17 protein-coding genes are annotated in these 14,788 nt (G+C 68.4%); 11 read left to right on the top strand and 6 right to left on the bottom strand.

What is annotated here, in order from left to right; genetic code table 11:
- Positions 1 to 379 precede the first annotated feature (379 nt).
- The 4 genes from FXN61_RS38160 to FXN61_RS38145 all read left to right on the top strand — a co-directional run bounded on the left by FXN61_RS38160 (position 380) and on the right by FXN61_RS38145 (position 4,879).
- Positions 380 to 751 carry a DUF4180 domain-containing protein gene (locus FXN61_RS38160; protein WP_167978779.1) on the top strand — a complete coding sequence of 124 codons (372 nt, stop codon included), beginning with the start codon at positions 380 to 382 and terminating at the stop codon, positions 749 to 751.
- A 72-nt stretch (positions 752 to 823) separates the two neighbouring features.
- The gene (locus FXN61_RS38155) at positions 824 to 1,870 is read left to right on the top strand and encodes a threonine aldolase family protein (RefSeq protein WP_167978778.1); all 1,047 of its coding nucleotides are present in this window, start codon (positions 824 to 826) and stop codon (positions 1,868 to 1,870) included.
- On the top strand, positions 1,867 to 2,985 hold the full coding sequence (locus tag FXN61_RS38150) for a site-specific integrase (RefSeq protein WP_312878319.1): 1,119 nt from the start codon (positions 1,867 to 1,869) through the stop codon (positions 2,983 to 2,985). The genes FXN61_RS38155 and FXN61_RS38150 overlap by 4 nt, the downstream gene beginning before the upstream one ends.
- Positions 2,986 to 3,349: 364 nt before the next feature.
- Positions 3,350 to 4,879 carry a M4 family metallopeptidase gene (locus FXN61_RS38145; protein ID WP_167978777.1) on the top strand — a complete coding sequence of 510 codons (1,530 nt, stop codon included), beginning with the start codon at positions 3,350 to 3,352 and terminating at the stop codon, positions 4,877 to 4,879.
- Positions 4,880 to 4,969: 90 nt separating this feature from the next.
- Here FXN61_RS38145 and FXN61_RS38140 read toward each other — a convergent pair whose 3' ends face one another.
- Complete coding sequence (locus FXN61_RS38140; RefSeq protein WP_167978776.1) at positions 4,970 to 5,419, bottom strand: YybH family protein; 450 nt, start codon at positions 5,417 to 5,419, stop codon at positions 4,970 to 4,972.
- A gap of 109 nt (positions 5,420 to 5,528) precedes the next feature.
- On the opposite strand from FXN61_RS38140, the gene FXN61_RS38135 reads away from it, so the two are divergent.
- Positions 5,529 to 5,903, top strand: coding sequence for a YciI family protein (locus FXN61_RS38135; RefSeq protein WP_167978775.1), 375 nt, complete (start codon positions 5,529 to 5,531; stop codon positions 5,901 to 5,903).
- Positions 5,900 to 7,084, top strand: coding sequence for an RNA polymerase sigma factor (locus tag FXN61_RS38130; RefSeq protein ID WP_167978774.1), 1,185 nt, complete (start codon positions 5,900 to 5,902; stop codon positions 7,082 to 7,084). Before FXN61_RS38135 ends, FXN61_RS38130 begins: the two co-directional genes overlap by 4 nt.
- Here FXN61_RS38130 and FXN61_RS38125 read toward each other — a convergent pair.
- The 3 genes from FXN61_RS38125 to FXN61_RS38115 are packed head-to-tail and all read right to left on the bottom strand — an operon-like array spanning position 7,056 to position 9,632.
- Positions 7,056 to 7,748, bottom strand: coding sequence for a histidine phosphatase family protein (locus tag FXN61_RS38125; RefSeq protein ID WP_167978773.1), 693 nt, complete (start codon positions 7,746 to 7,748; stop codon positions 7,056 to 7,058). The two genes, FXN61_RS38130 and FXN61_RS38125, sit on opposite strands and share 29 nt — an antisense overlap.
- A gap of 10 nt (positions 7,749 to 7,758) precedes the next feature.
- Complete coding sequence (locus FXN61_RS38120; protein WP_167978772.1) at positions 7,759 to 8,586, bottom strand: undecaprenyl-diphosphate phosphatase; 828 nt, start codon at positions 8,584 to 8,586, stop codon at positions 7,759 to 7,761.
- Entirely contained in the window at positions 8,583 to 9,632 is a 1,050-nt protein-coding gene (locus tag FXN61_RS38115; protein ID WP_167978771.1) for an LLM class F420-dependent oxidoreductase, read from the bottom strand. The genes FXN61_RS38120 and FXN61_RS38115 overlap by 4 nt, the downstream gene beginning before the upstream one ends.
- A gap of 72 nt (positions 9,633 to 9,704) precedes the next feature.
- On the opposite strand from FXN61_RS38115, the gene FXN61_RS38110 reads away from it, so the two are divergent.
- Entirely contained in the window at positions 9,705 to 10,670 is a 966-nt protein-coding gene (locus FXN61_RS38110) for an aldo/keto reductase (protein WP_167978770.1), read from the top strand.
- A 243-nt stretch (positions 10,671 to 10,913) separates the two neighbouring features.
- Here FXN61_RS38110 and FXN61_RS50370 read toward each other — a convergent pair whose 3' ends face one another.
- Positions 10,914 to 11,192 carry a hypothetical protein gene (locus tag FXN61_RS50370; protein ID WP_188135935.1) on the bottom strand — a complete coding sequence of 93 codons (279 nt, stop codon included), beginning with the start codon at positions 11,190 to 11,192 and terminating at the stop codon, positions 10,914 to 10,916.
- Positions 11,193 to 11,254: 62 nt separating this feature from the next.
- Between FXN61_RS50370 and FXN61_RS50365 the strand changes: the two genes are divergently transcribed.
- Both FXN61_RS50365 and FXN61_RS38100 read left to right on the top strand, forming a co-directional pair.
- Positions 11,255 to 11,584, top strand: coding sequence for a YncE family protein (locus FXN61_RS50365; protein ID WP_188135934.1), 330 nt, complete (start codon positions 11,255 to 11,257; stop codon positions 11,582 to 11,584).
- On the top strand, positions 11,581 to 11,793 hold the full coding sequence (locus tag FXN61_RS38100) for a DUF5703 family protein (protein ID WP_030465938.1): 213 nt from the start codon (positions 11,581 to 11,583) through the stop codon (positions 11,791 to 11,793). The genes FXN61_RS50365 and FXN61_RS38100 overlap by 4 nt, the downstream gene beginning before the upstream one ends.
- On the opposite strand, the gene FXN61_RS38095 is transcribed toward FXN61_RS38100, so the two are convergent.
- Complete coding sequence (locus FXN61_RS38095; protein ID WP_246292517.1) at positions 11,760 to 12,725, bottom strand: aldo/keto reductase; 966 nt, start codon at positions 12,723 to 12,725, stop codon at positions 11,760 to 11,762. The two genes, FXN61_RS38100 and FXN61_RS38095, sit on opposite strands and share 34 nt — an antisense overlap.
- A 69-nt stretch (positions 12,726 to 12,794) precedes the next feature.
- On the opposite strand from FXN61_RS38095, the gene FXN61_RS38090 reads away from it, so the two are divergent.
- Positions 12,795 to 13,517, top strand: coding sequence for a helix-turn-helix domain-containing protein (locus tag FXN61_RS38090; protein ID WP_167978769.1), 723 nt, complete (start codon positions 12,795 to 12,797; stop codon positions 13,515 to 13,517).
- 25 nt (positions 13,518 to 13,542) lie between these two features.
- A partial coding sequence (locus FXN61_RS38085; protein WP_167978768.1) for a helix-turn-helix domain-containing protein occupies positions 13,543 to 14,788 on the top strand: 1,246 nt, incomplete at its 3' end.

Genomic DNA, 14,788 nt, shown 5'->3' with positions numbered 1-14,788 from the left:
CGACGCCCGGTGCGCGCCTTGTGCTGGCGCCGGCCGTGGGCGGCTGAGCACGAGCCCGCAAGGGGTGCCGGCTGGGGTCCAGAGGACGCCGGGGACTCCGTCGTGGACGACGTCGCGTTCCGTGACGCCGTCGGTGGTCGTCGCAGAGGAGAAGCGCATGGTTGTTCGCCTTTCGGGATGGCTGCTGGAGCGCTCCCGTGACGACGCGCGTGAAGGCGTCAGGCCGATCGTGTGGAGGAGCGCCCACCTGGGTTCACCGCGTTGATGGGACTCACCTCCTCAGGCCGATCGCGTGCGGCGACCCTACCAAGCGGTGATCACCCCTGGCGCCGGAATTCGCCGCGACAGCGCGCGTGTGCCGCCGCTAGGTTGCGGTGTCATGCCTGATGTTGTGCAGACGCGCCATGGCGCGACGGTGCTGATGTGCGCCCCGGACGGTCCGCCGATCGCTGACGAGCAGTCCGCTGTGGACCTGATCGGCACGTTGTGGGGCCAGGACGTGCAGTGGCTGGTGCTGCCGGTGGCGCGGCTGACCGAGGACTTCTTCCGGTTGCGCACGCGGGTGGCGGGTGCGGTGGTGCAGAAGCTGCAGCAGTACGGGTTCCGTGTGGTGGTCGTCGGGGACATCGCCGGGCACGTGGCGGAGAGCACCGCGTTGCGCGACTTCGTCTACGAGTCGAACAAGGGCCGTCAGCTGTGGTTCGTCGCGGACGAGGCGGAGCTGGACGCGCGACTGAGTGCAGCCGCCTGACCACCGAACGCAGCCGCCTGATCACGGACACGGGTCTATTGCAAGTCAGTTGCAACAACTAGGCTCCTGGGCATGGACATCCGCCGCTCCCTGTCGAACCACGCCGGTCCGCGCCGGTCGCCGCACGAGGTTCTTCGTCGTCTCGCGGAGCGAATCACACCGGACGTCCAACCAGAGGATCCGGTGCGGGAGCTGGAGGAACGGGTCGCGGGCCTGCTGGGCAAGCAGAGGGCGTTGTTCTTCCCGTCGGGGACGATGGCGCAGCAGGCGGCACTGAGGGTGCACGCCGAGCGAACGAACAGGCACGCGTTCGCGGGGCATCCGCAGACGCATCTGCACGTGTGGGAGAACCAGGGTTACAGCGCGGTGCACGGTCTGCGGTTCCATCCGGTGGGTGACCGCCACGCTCTGCTGACCCTCGACGATCTGAAGGCCGTGCACGAGCCGCTCGCGGCGGTGGTGATCGAGCTGCCGCAGCGCGACATCGGCGGTCAGCTGCCGGCTTTCGAAGATCTCGCCGAGCAGACGCGGTGGGCGCGGCACAACGGCGTGGCCGCGCACTGTGATGGTGCGCGGATCTGGGAGGCGCAGACCGGCTACGACGCGACGCTGGCGGAGATCGCGGGTCTGTTCGACACGGTGTACGTGTCGCTCTACAAAGGACTGGAAGGCACGAGAGGCGCGGTGCTGGCCGGTGACGCGGAGATTATCGAGCACGCGGCGGTGTGGCGGCGCAGGCTGGGCGGGGCGATCGTGGACGCGTGGCCGCTGGCAGCGATCGCGTTGATGGGCATGGACGAGAACCTGCCGAGGATGGCGGAGTTCAAGAGCCACGCCCAGGCTCTCGCGAAGGCGATCAACGAGGACGGTTTCGCGCACACCACGCCGGAAGTGCCGGCCACTCCCCTGTTCCACGTTCATCTGCCGATGTCGCGCGACGATGCGCAACGGGCAGCGCAGAAGCTCCTCGACGACACGGGGATCAAGCTGTTCCTGTACGCGCGGTCGAACCCGGATCCCCGCACGTGCAGCATCGAGGTGAGCGTGGGGATCAACGCGCTGGAGTTCACGCCGCGGAAGGTCGCTGAGTTGATCAGAGGGCTACCATCGCGGCTGTGAGCCTGCCCGAACCCGTCCAACGCGCACTGGTCAGGGTTTCGCATTCGGTGCTGATCGACGTCGACGCGCTCGCGAGGGTGCGCGAGCGGTTCGACGACGAGCAGGCGGCCTCGCTGGCCGGCTATCTGCGCAGTGCGCAGTCGCCGAACACGGTGCGGGCGTACCGGTCGGACTGGATCGCGTGGGCGGGCTGGTGCCAGGCCGAGCAACGGCAGGCGTTGCCGGCGGATCCCCTTGATGTGGCGGTGTATCTGGCTGCCGCGGCGGACACGGTCAGGCCGGACGGGTCGCCGGCGTTCGGGGCGTCGACGCTGGAGCGCAAGTCTGCGGCGATCGCGGCGGTGCACGCTGCGAACGGGTTGCCGAGTCCGACGCGCAGTGATGTCGTGCGGCTGACGCTGCGCGGTATCCGCCGGAGCCGCAAGTCGCAGCCGAAGCGCAAACGGCCGGTGCTGCTCGACACCTTGGAGGCCCTTATGAACGAACGTCCCGCGGACGGGCCGGCGCGCGCGAGGGACGCTTTGCTGCTGCTGGTGGGTTTCGCCGGGGCGCTGCGGCGCAGTGAGCTCGCGCAGATCGAGTTCGAGGACGTTTCGGTGGACGTGGATCCGCGCACGCACGAGCCGTTGCTGCTGATCCGGCTGGGGACGACGAAGACCGATCAGACGGGCAAGCATCAGCAGTCGGTGGTGCTGCCGCGCGGGAGCCGTCGTCCGACGTGTCCGGTGTGCGCGTTCGCGGACTGGGCGGATGTGCTGGAGGGCAGGGACATCGCCGAGTCCGGGCTGCACCGCTGTCACGGCTATGACGGCACGCGGCGGCGGGGCGCGGTGTTCCCGGTGATCAACCGGCACGGCGGCATCGGCGGGAAGGCGATGTCGGGGCGTGCGGTGGCGGAGCTGGTGAAGCGCTACGCGCTCAAGGCGGGGCTGGATCCGGCGTTGTTCGGCGGGCATTCGCTGCGGGCCGGGTTCGCCACACAGGCGGCGCTGGGCGGGGCGAGCGACCGGGAGATCATGCGGCAGGGCCGGTGGACCAATCCGCGGACCGTGCACCGCTACATCCGGACCGCGAACCCGCTCGAGGACAACGCGGTCACCCGTCTGGGCCTGTGACTTTGTGACCCAGGTCTCAGGTCACGAGGTTAACTGTAAACAAGATCCCCTCCGGTAGGGCTGCACCATGCGGAGCAGCGGACTGGGCCGTCAGCAGGGTCGGCGCCGGAAGTTTCCGTTGTGTTTCCACGCTGGTTGAGCTGCTCTTTTGTTCCACCATTCGGGCAAAAGCCGATCTTCTGACCAGCGACGCGGCTCAATTCGTGAAGCAATCTCGCATTCTGGGAGTGGCCCTTCCTGTGCACTCAGAGCAATACGATCACCACGCCCGGTCATCGACGATGGCCGGGATGTTCCACGGTGTTCGATCCGGTCCCCTGTAACGCCGGAGCGATCACCCCCTGCACCGGAACAAGGAGCGTTCATGAAGCGCACAACCCTGGGCGTCACCACCGCCCTGATGTCCGCGGCGGCGCTGGCCGCCACGGGCACACTGGGGGCCAACGCGGCACCGCAGCCGGTGAACCCGTTGCTCGCGCAGTCAGAAGCTCTGCACGCGGCGGCCGAGCGGGCGGGGACGATCTCCTCCGCCCTCGGCCTGTCCGGCGGTGAGCGGCTCGTCCCGCGTGACGTCGTGCGCGACGCGGACGGCACGCACCACATCCGGTTCGACCGGACCCTCAACGGTCTGAAGGTCATCGGCGGCGACCTGGTCGTCGCGCAGAAGTCCGGCCAGGTCACCGGCGTCAGCAGGGCATCGCAGGCCGTCCTCGCCGGCCTCGACACCTCAGCGCCCTCCGTCGCCGCCGCCCCGGACGCCACGCTCGTGGTGTTCGCGCTCGACCGCGCGCCCGTGCTGGCCTGGGAAACGGTCCAGCACAGCGTCAAGGAAGACCAGACGCCCAGCGAGCTGCACACGTTCACCGACGCCAAGACCGGTGAGACCCTGCTCGCCTACGACGGCATCCACGTCGCGGAGGGCACCGGCCAGTCCACCTACAGCGGCACCGTCGACCTCAGCACGACCCAGTCGGGCTCGGCGTTCCAGCTCAAGGACCCGGCGCGCGGCGACCAGGCCGTCAACGACCTCAACAACGGCTCGGGCACCGGCACGTTGTTCACCGACGCCGACAACAGGTGGGGCAACGGCACCCACACCGACAAGGCCACCGCGGGTGTCGACGCCGCGTTCGGTGCCGCGAAGACGTGGGACTACTACAAGAACGTCCACGGCCGCAGCGGCATCAAGAACAACGGTGTGGGCGCGCTGAGCAAGGTCCACTACGGCAACGCCTACGTCAACGCCTTCTGGTCGGACTCCTGCTTCTGCATGACCTACGGCGACGGCGCGCAGAACCGCAACCCGCTGACCTCGATCGACGTCGCGGCGCACGAGATGTCGCACGGCGTCACGTCGGCGACCGCGGGCCTGGTCTACTCCGGTGAGTCCGGCGGCCTCAACGAGGCCACCAGCGACATCTTCGGCTCGACCACGGAGTTCCACGCGGGCAACGCCTCCGACGCCGGCGACTACCTGATCGGCGAGAAGATCAACATCCGGGGCGACGGCAAGCCGTTGCGCTACATGGACAAGCCCTCCAAGGACGGCCGCAGCCTCGACTTCTGGTCGGCCAACGCTGGAAACGTCGACGTGCACTACTCCTCCGGCATCGCCAACCACTTCTTCTACCTGCTGTCCGAGGGCAGCGGCCAGAAGACGATCAACGGCGTCGCCTACGACTCCCCCACCTACGACAACCAGCCCGTCACCGGCATCGGCCGCGACAAGGCCGAGAAGATCTGGTACCGCGCGCTGACCACCAAGTTCACCTCCAGCACCAAGTACGCCGCCGCCCGCACCGGCACCCTCGCCGCCGCGGCCGACCTCTACGGCGCCTCGTCCGCCGAGCACGCGGCGGTCGACCGGGCCTGGGCCGCGGTGAACGTCAAGTAGGACCCGCCACACACAGGACCGGGGCCCGGACCGACCCCCTGCACGGTCCGGGCCCTGCATTTTCGTTACGCACTCTCCGAGTTCGACCGATCAGGGCTCCAGGTCGGTGGCCGCCAGGAACGAGCCGTCCATGTAGAACGGCACCGACTGGTGCTCGTGCGTGACCAGCCACCGCCCCTCGCGTCGCTGCAGCCCCACGGTCGTGCGCATCCACATCGAGAACCCCTCCGGGTAACCGACCGGTACCGCCGCCATCCGCGCCAGCCCGTGCACGAACGCCACGTCACCGGACACGGCGATCTCCAGGTCGCGGTGCTCGATCGTGATGGGACCGGTGAAGCCCGCCATCCAGCCCGCGAGCGCGTCGGGGTCGCGGGCGTCCAGGCCGGTGTTGCGCAGCGGCGGTGCCAGGGTGAACGTCACCGCGTCGTCGGCGTAGCGGGCCACGATCCGCTCCGGCGACCGCAGGCGCATGCCTTCCTCGAACTCGGTGAACAAAGCGCGGATCGCGGTCTCGTCGTGCACCAGCGTGCTCGTCATCTCGAAAACCTCCATCAAGTCGGCTGACACACCGATGTCGAGACACAGCCCGCGGTCTCGACATGACGGTGAGAAGATTTTTTCGCCAGCCGACGAGTGGAGGCCGGAAGTGAAGTACCTGATCCTGATCTACAGCAACCCGAAGTCGCGAGCCGCGTGGGAGAAGCTGACCGACGAGCAGCAGATGCAGTTCGGCCAGGCGCACTACGACCTCTCCGACAAGCTGCGCGCGTCCGGAGAGCTGATCGTCAGCGAAGGCCTCCCCGGGCCGGACACCGGCAAGGGCGTGAGCATCCGCGACGGCGAGGTCGTCGTCACCGACGGCCCGTTCGCAGAGGCCAAGGAGTACCTGGCCGGGTTCTACCTGGTCGAAGCGGACACGATCGACCAGGTCATCGCGCACGCGGCCACGTTGCCCGACGCGCACAACGACGGCATCGAGATCCGCCCGGTCTGGGACATGTCGATGCTGGACGACATGTGAGCGGTGAGCCGGAGGTCGAAGGCCTGCTGCGTGAGCTCGCGCCGCAGGTCCTCGGCGTGCTCGTCCGCCGGCACGGGCAGTTCGACGTGTGCGAGGACGCCGTGCAGGAAGCCCTGCTCGGCGCCGCCCAGCAGTGGCCCGTCGACGGCGTGCCGGACAACCCGAAGGGCTGGCTCATCACCGCGGCCAGCCGCAGATGGATCGAGCAGTACCGTTCGGACACCGCACGCCGTCAGCGCGAGGAGAAGGCCGTCGCGCTGACACCTCCCCCACCGGATCCGGCGCCGGCCCAGGACGACACGCTCACACTCCTCGCGTTGTGCTGCCACGAAAGCCTCACGACGGCCTCGCAGATCGCCCTCACCCTGCGCGCGGTCGGCGGCCTGACGACGGCGGAGATCGCACGCGCGTTCCTGGTGCCGGAAGCGACCGTGGCGCAACGGATCAGCCGCGCCAAACAGAAGATCAAGCAGTCAGGGGCCAAGTTCCGGGCGCCGCGGGACCTCACCGCCGTCCTGCACGTGCTGTACCTGATCTTCACCGAAGGCTCGACCGCGAGCTCCGGCGACGACCTGGTGCGCGTCGACCTCACCGCGGAGGCCATCCGCCTGACCCGCCAGCTGCACAGACGCAGGCCCGACGACGGCGAGCTCACCGGGCTGCTGGCGCTGATGCTGCTCACCGACGCCCGCCGCCCCGCCCGCACCGACGACCAGGGCGCGCTCATCCCACTGGCCGAACAGGACCGCACCAAGTGGGACCCCGACGCCATCGCCGAAGGCACCCAACTGATCAGCAACGCGCTCAAGACCGCGAAGATCGGCCCGTACCAGCTGCAGGCGGCGATCGCGGCCGTGCACGCGGACGCCAAGACCGCCCAGGACACCGACTGGCGCGAGATTCTGGGCCTCTACGAACTGCTCACCGTCACCGCACCCGGCCCGATGGTGGCGCTGAACCGCATCGTCGCCGTCGCAATGGTCCACGGCCCGGAACAAGCACTCGAGGAACTGTCCACACTCGACTTGAACCACTACCGCGTGCACGCCGTCAAAGCACATCTCCTTGACCTGCAAGGAAACCACGACGCAGCACGGGACGAGTACGAGAAGGCAGCGAAGCTGACCCTGAGCGTGCCGGAGCAGCGCTACCTCAGGTCCCGGTCGCGCCGCCCACGGTAGCGTCCGACGACGGCTCCTCCTGCGGCGGCGCCTTGGGCACCACACCCGTCAGATCCCCGCCGTTGTCGTTGACCCGCAACACGAACGGCCGCGTCTGCGTGTACTGCACCACCGACACCGAACACGGGTCGACGACGATCCGCTGAAACCCGTCCAGATGCACACCGAGAGCGTCCGCGAGCACAGCCTTGATCACATCACCATGCGAACACAGCACCCACACCGCACCCGGACCGTGCTCCTCGGTGATACGGGCGTCATGCGCACGCACGGCCGCGACAGCGCGGGCTTGCACATGCGCAAGCCCCTCACCCTCAGGGAAAACAGCGGCGGACGGATGCTGCTGCACGACCGCCCACAGCGGCTCGTCGAACAGGTCCTTCAACGCCTTGCCGGTCCACGCGCCGTAGTCCACTTCGGACACGTCCGGCTCCGCCACCGCCGCCAGCGAACGATCCGCCAGCAACGGCGCCAGCGTCTCCTCGCACCGCTGCAGAGGAGACGACACCACCGCGCTCACCGGAATGTCCTTCAACCGATCGACGAGCGCCTTGGCCTGAGCTTGCCCGCGTTCGTCCAAACCCACACCCAACGACCTCCCGGCGAGCACACCGGAACCGTTGGCGGTCGAACGCGCATGTCGAAGCAGGATCACCGTGGCCACGACATCCACCTTAGATCGGCTGCAACAACCCCATCGACAGCAGCCCCATCAGCACGAGGCCCAGCATCAGCCGGTACCACACGAACGCCGAATAGGAATGCTTCGAAACGTACTTCAACAGCCACGCGATCGTCGCGTAACCCACCACGAACGAGATCAGCGTCGCCACGATCATCTGCGGAATCGACGCCTGCACACCCTCACCGGTGCGCTCCAGCACGTCCGGAATGGAGAACAACCCAGCACCGAACACCGCCGGAATCGCCAGCAGGAACGAGTACCGCGCCGCCGCCTCACGCGTCAGACCCAGGAACAGACCCGCCGTCAGCGTCCCACCCGAACGAGACACGCCGGGGATGAGCGCCAGCGCCTGCGCCAGACCCATCCCGACCGCGTCCTTCATCCGCAGCTCGTCACGCTGATGCTTGGCCAGATGATCCGCCAACCCGAGCAGCAGACCGAACACCACCAGCATCGTCGCGGTGATCCACAGATTCCGCGCCGACGTCCGGATCTCGTCCTTGAGCAGATAACCCAGAACCGAGATCGGCACCGAACCGATGATCACGTACCAGGCGAGCCGGTAGTCCTTCTCCTTGCGCGCCGCCGAACTGAACAAACCGCGGAACCAGGCAGCGACGAACCGCCCGATGTCCTTGGCGAAGTAGATCAGCACCGCCACCTCGGTACCCAGCTGGATGACCGCGGTGAACGAAGCGCCCGCGTCGTTGCCGAAGAACAGCGTCGACGTGATGCGCAGGTGCGCACTGCTGGAAATCGGCAGGAATTCCGTCAGTCCTTGGACCAGTCCGAGGACCAGAGCCTGCAACCAGCTCAACTACCCACTCCTGCCAGATCCAAAGCCTCGGCCGCGGTGCGAAGGCCCGCGATCCCCTGCTCGAGATCTTGCAGCATCGGCGAAACGGACAGCGTGGTGACCCCCGCGCCAGCGAGAGCCTTCATCTTGTCTGCTATGCGCTCCTTCGGGCCCAGCAACGACGTCGCGTCCAGGAACTCCAGCGGAATCGCCGCCATCGCACCGGTGTAGTCACGCGCCAGGTACTTCTCCTGGATCTCCTCGGCCTGAGCCGGGAACCCCATGCGGACCATCAGGTTGTTGTAGAAGTTCTGCTTGCGCGACCCCATGCCACCGACGTACAGCGCGGCGTACGCACGAACGGGGTCAGCACAGGCCTTCCAGTCCTCACCCACGATCAACGGCGCCGTCGGCACGACGTCGAAGCCGTCCATCGTCAGACCGGCCTTCTCCCGCCCGGCCTTCACCGACGCGATCGAGTCAGCCGAGTGCTCCGGCGAGAAGAACACCGCGAGCCACCCGTCCGCGATCTCACCCGTCAGCTCCAGGTTCTTCGGACCCACCGCCGCGAGGTAGATCGGAATCCGGTCGCGGACGGGGTGCACCGTCAGCTGCAACGCCTTGCCAGGACCATCAGGCAACGGCAGCGTGTAGTGCTCACCCTCATAACGCAGCTTCTCGCGGCTCAGCGCCTTCTTCACGATCTCGACGTACTCACGCGTGCGCGCAAGCGGCTTGTCGAACCGCACACCGTGCCAGCCCTCCGACACCTGCGGACCCGAAACGCCGAGACCCATGCGGAACCGGCCACCCGACAAGGTGTCCAGCGTCGCCCCGGTCATCGCCGCCATCGCCGGCGTCCGCGCCGGAATCTGGAAGATCGCGCTACCGACGTCGATGCGTTCGGTCTGCGCGGCCACCCACGCGAGCACCGTCGGCGCGTCGGAACCGTAGGCCTCCGCGGCCCACACCACCGAAAAGCCGAGGCGGTCGGCCTCTTTGGCCAGCTCAAGGTTCGCGGCGTCGTTGCCGGCGCCCCAGTATCCGAGGTTCAGTCCGAGCTTCACGAGCCGAGACCCTACCGGCCAGTAACACCGATTGCCAGGCCCAGCCGATGATCACCCCTTAGCATCGCGCACGTGGAACAGCGATACCTCGGCCGCAGCGGCCTCCGCGTGTCCAGGACGGCACTGGGCACGATGACGTGGGGCCGCGACACCGACGCGGACGAGGCCGCCACCCAGCTCATGGCCTTCGCCGACGCCGGCGGCACCCTCATCGACACCGCCGACGTCTACACCGAAGGCGAAGCCGAACGCATCCTCGGCGGGCTCCTGGGCGAAGTCGTCCCCCGCGAAGAACTCGTCATCGCCACCAAAGCCGTCGCCCGCCGCACCGAGGGACCGTTCGGCGGCGGAGCCTCCCGGGGCGCCTTGCTGAACGCGCTGGACGGATCTCTGCGACGAATCGGCGTCGACCACATCGACCTGTGGCAGCTGCACGCCTGGGACGCGAACGTGCCGGTCGAAGAGACACTCTCCGCGCTCGACCAGGCGATTTTCGCTGGAAAGGTCCTGTACGCGGGCGTCTCCAACTACAGCGGCTGGCAACTCGCGACGGCCGTCCTCACCCCTTCCTCGTTCCCACTGATCTCCACCCAGGTCGAATACTCGCTCCTGGAGCGCGGGATCGAACGCGAAGTCGCGCCCGCCGCCTTGCACCACGGGCTCGGACTGCTGCCGTGGGCGCCGCTCGGCCGTGGCGTGCTGACCGGCAAGTACCGCAACGGGACGCCACCTGACTCTCGCGGCGCATCGGCGCACTTCGCGGGATACGTCGAGCAACACCGCAACGAGCGTGCGGCCCGCATCGTGCAGGCCGTCGCGACCGCCGCTGACGGGCTTGGCACCTCGCCGTTGTGCGTCGCGCTGGCTTGGGTGCGGGATCGGCCCGGGGTTGTCGCTCCGGTGGTGGGCGCGCGTGACACCAACCAGCTGATCGCGTCGTTGGAGACCGAGCAGCTCACGTTGCCGCCGGCGATCCGGGCGGCGTTGGACGACGTCAGCGCCATCGAACTGGGCTATCCCGAACGCCCGATGCCCTGACCTGGGCAAATGCGCCCCGGCGGACAGTGTCATCATCCGAACCGCGATCGCCCGGCAAGCCCTCGTGTCGTCGGGGCTTTTTATGACTTGAGTTTGGGCAGGGTGGTGAGATTTGAGAAGTAGTGTTTTTAGTCCACACTGAAGCAATAGAACTAGATAACAGGAGCGGCCGAACGGGTTTCACCCGACCCCTTGCGTGACCTTCGACCGAACGTCGTGGATCCTGGAAGGCCACGACGTATCTCAGGAGGACCCGATCTTGCGCCGGCTCGCTGCTCTGATCTTGACCACCGCCACGCTGGCAGCGTGCGGCCAGAGCCAGGGGTCGAACGATCCGCTGCAGGTCGCGGCGACCCTCGAGGCCGCCAAACCGGCCCACTCCCCCGCCCAGACCGGCACGGTGCCCGGCGACGTCACGCCAGGCGGCCAGTTCACAGAGGGCGGCACCACGCTGAAGTTCCAGGTCAACGGCCGCAACGTCGAGCTCGACCGGCTGCGCAGCGCGGTGTTCGAGATGACCACCGACGACAAGGGCACCGAAGTCAGGCGCCGGCATCAGAGCGGGCGACGGCGCCACCAACGGTGTGCCGGACCGATTCGGCCGGCTGCTCGTCGTCGACAGCCGCGGCGGGGAGTTCATCGCGTTCTCGATCAACCCGCTGATCATGCGCCAGCGCTACCCCGTTCCGGGCACGCCCTACGGCATCGCCTACGACGCCAAGCGCGACATCGCGTGGATCACGCTCACCGAGCGCAACGAGGTCGTCGGACTCAACGTCGCCGGTGGCGAACCGACCGAGAAACACCGGTTCCCCACCGTGCGTCAACCCAACACGGTCAGCGTCGACCAGGAGACCGGACGCGTCACGGTCACGTCCGGCGACAACGGAGGGATACAGGTGATCTCGCCATGAACGAAGGGGTGATCGACGGGGACTGGGAGTACCGGCCGCTGCGTCTGCCGCCCGGCATCTCCCGCCGCACCGCGACCACGCAGTTGGCCATCCACGCCGAGTTCGCGGGCTGGGAACTGTCCCGCACGCTGCTCTACGGCGACGGCTCCCGCAAAGTCTGGCTGCGCCGAAAGCGTCAGCCCGCGCTGTTGCCAGGCCTCATCACCTGACGACGACCCCGGAGCCGAACGCGGAAGGGCTCGCCTCGCACTCCGCGATGAAGTCCGCCGGAAAGCCCCGCTCGAACGGGGCCGCCGCCTCCAGGCGCGCGACCGCTTCCGGCGGCAGCACCACCTCGCCGAGACAGTCGGCGACCTGCTCCGGCGTCCGCGCGGCCCACCAACGGCAGCACACCGGACGACCGCACCCACGCCAGCGCCACCTGGGCCGGCGTCGCACCCAGCTCCTCCGCGACCGCCCGCACGGCCCACGCCGCACCTTCCTCCCGCTCTGTGAGCCGGCCTGCCCGCTGCGTGCCTCCTGACAGCTTCCCCGCGGCCAACGGCGCCCACGCCGCCACGGTCATCCCCAACGCCGACGCCATCGGCAGCAACTCCCGCTCGACGTCACGCCGCAGCAGGTTGTACGGCACCTGCAAACCCGAGAACGGCGTCCAGTCCCGCCACTCCGCCAGCGTGTTCGCCCGAGCCACGAACCACGCCGGAGCGTCCGACACCCCGACGTAGAGCACCTTCCCCGCCCGCACCACGTCGTCCAGCGCCCGCATCGTCTCCTCGGCCGGCGTGTGGCGGTCCCACAGATGCACCCACAGCACGTCCACGTAGTCCGTGCGCAAGCGCCGAAGCGACTGCTCCAGCGACAGCACCAGGTTCTTGCGGTGGTTCCCACCCGCGTTCGGATCCTGCACATCCCGCGACAACGTGTACTTCGTCGCCACCACGAACCGGTCGCGCCGATGCATCACCGCACCGAGAACCTCCTCGCTCTCCCCGTACGCCGAGGCCGTGTCCAGGAAGTTGCCGCCGGCGTCGGCGTAGACGTCGAGCACCCGCCGTGCGACGTCCTCCGAGCGCAACGTCATGGTGCCCAGCAACAACTCGGAGACGCGCAGGCCAGTACGGCCGAACAGTCGGTATCGCATGATCCACAGCATCGCCGCGGACACGAACTTCAGGGAGACCCGCTCAGGGCCCCTCTAAACTCGGCGATCATGGCCGACAACGCACTGGGCCGGTTCCTGCGCGCCCGCCGCGAAGCGACCACACCACCGGACAACGAGCGCAGACGCACCCCGGGGCTGCGCCGTGGCGAGCTCGCCGACCGCGCCGGCATCAGCGTCGAGTACCTCACCCGCCTCGAACGCGGCACCGACCGCTCCCCCTCCGGCCAGGTCCTCGCCGCCCTCGCCGACGCGCTCGACCTCACCGCGGACGAACGCATCCACCTGTACCGCCTCATCAAGGCGGACAACACCTGCGCCCCTCCCCCGCCACCGCCGCTGCGACCGACCGTCCTCGCCACGCTCGACGCTCTCGAACCGACCGCGGCCTGTGTGCTCAACCCAGCAGGCGACGTCCTGGCGTGCACCGAGACGTTCCGCACGATCTCGGGCCTCAACGACGAGCCGAACCTCGTCCGCTTCGCGTTCAGCCCCGAAGCCAGAGCCCACTACCCCGACTGGGACACGATCGCGAACGACCGCGCGGCTGCCCTCCGAGCAGCAGCCGACCTCGGCGACCACGCGGCCACCGTGCTCGCGTTCGAACTCTCCATCACCGCCGGTGCGGCCTTCACCGACCGCTACGACGCCGCCGCGTCCCTGCCTCCCACCACCGGCACCGAACGCTGGGGCCGGCACGTTGTGGCGTTTGAGACGCTGTATCTGCCGGGAGAAGGCGAGCATCGGTTGGTGATCTTTTTTAGTCAACACTGAAGCTATAGAGCGTGACGAGCCGAGCATGGATGAAAGAATCTCCGTCATGCCTCGCCCGGAAAGACCGCTCGACCCGTTCGCCGGGCCTGTTGAACAGTTCGCGTTCGACCTCCGCAAGCTCCGCGAGAAGGCCGGCTCCCCCGGCTACCGCGAGCTCGGCAGGCTCAGCCACTACTCCGCCAGCACCCTCGCCGACGCCGCCCGCGGCCAGCGGCTGCCGAGCCTGGCCGTGGCGCTCGCGTTCGTCCGGGCCTGCGGCGGCGACGAGGAGACGTGGGAACGGCGCTGGCGCGAGATCGGTGAGACGGACACCGAAGAGCCGGCCGCGGACTCCCCCTACGTGGGCCTCAAGGCGTTCACCGAGCACGACGCCGACCGCTTCTTCGGGCGCGAGCGGCTCGTGGGCAAACTGCTGGGCAAGCTCGAGCACCACGACACCGTGCTGGTCGTCGGCGCGTCCGGGTCAGGCAAGTCCTCGCTGCTGCGGGCAGGCCTGCTCGCACGCCAGGACGGCGAGCTGATCACCCCGAGCACCCACCCCTCACTCCCCCGCACCGACGGCCTGCTGGTCGTCGACCAGTTCGAGGAGATCTTCTCGCTGCCCCACCGCGACGAGTTCATCGCCGCGCTGACCGGACGCGACCACAAGACCGTCATCGGCATGCGCGCCGACTTCTACGGCCACTGCGCCCGTTACCCCGAGCTCGTCAGCGCCGTCGAGAACGCCCAGGTGCTGGTCGGCCCGATGACCACGGACGAACTGCGCAAGGCCATCACCCAGCCCGCCGTCGTCGTCGGCTGCGCCCTTGAGACAGGACTCGTCGCCCGGCTCATCGCGGACGCCACCGGCGAACCAGGTGTGCTCCCCCACGTCAGCCACGCGCTGCTCGAGACGTGGCAACGCAAGCGCGGCAACACCCTCACGCTCACCAGCTACCACGAGAGCGGCGGCATCGCCCGCGCCATCGCGAACACGGCCGAGAACGCCTACACCGGGCTGGACGAGCAGCAGCGAACCCAGGCCCGCCAGGTGTTCCTGCGCCTGGTCACCCCCGGCGTCGGCACCGAGGACACCAAGCGCCGCGTCAAGCGCTCCGAGCTCGCGGCGGACGAGGTCGTCGAACACCTCGCGAACGCACGCATTCTCACCGTCGACGACGACAGCGTCGAGATCAGCCACGAAGCCGTCATCCGCGGCTGGCCACGGCTCAAGGACTGGCTCGCCGAGGCACGCGACGACCTGCGCGTGCACCGCCGGCTCACCGCCGCGG

It is taken from the genome of Lentzea indica (assembly GCF_012184385.1).
In the GTDB taxonomy this organism is placed as follows: domain Bacteria; phylum Actinomycetota; class Actinomycetes; order Mycobacteriales; family Pseudonocardiaceae; genus Lentzea; species Lentzea indica.
Note: the sequence above shows the minus strand (reverse complement) of the source record. Positions and strands in the feature narration are given on the sequence as shown.

Excerpts from the sequence above, each read along its gene's own strand:
- FXN61_RS38160 (WP_167978779.1), top strand. The coding sequence starts at position 380 with ATGCCTGATGTTGTGCAGACGCGCCATGGCGCGACGGTGCTGATGTGC.
- FXN61_RS38155 (WP_167978778.1), top strand. The coding sequence starts at position 824 with ATGGACATCCGCCGCTCCCTGTCGAACCACGCCGGTCCGCGCCGGTCG.
- FXN61_RS38145 (WP_167978777.1), top strand. The coding sequence starts at position 3,350 with ATGAAGCGCACAACCCTGGGCGTCACCACCGCCCTGATGTCCGCGGCG.
- FXN61_RS38140 (WP_167978776.1), bottom strand. The coding sequence starts at position 5,419 with ATGACGAGCACGCTGGTGCACGACGAGACCGCGATCCGCGCTTTGTTC.
- FXN61_RS38100 (WP_030465938.1), top strand. The coding sequence starts at position 11,581 with ATGAACGAAGGGGTGATCGACGGGGACTGGGAGTACCGGCCGCTGCGT.
- FXN61_RS38095 (WP_246292517.1), bottom strand. The coding sequence starts at position 12,725 with ATGCGATACCGACTGTTCGGCCGTACTGGCCTGCGCGTCTCCGAGTTG.
- FXN61_RS38090 (WP_167978769.1), top strand. The coding sequence starts at position 12,795 with ATGGCCGACAACGCACTGGGCCGGTTCCTGCGCGCCCGCCGCGAAGCG.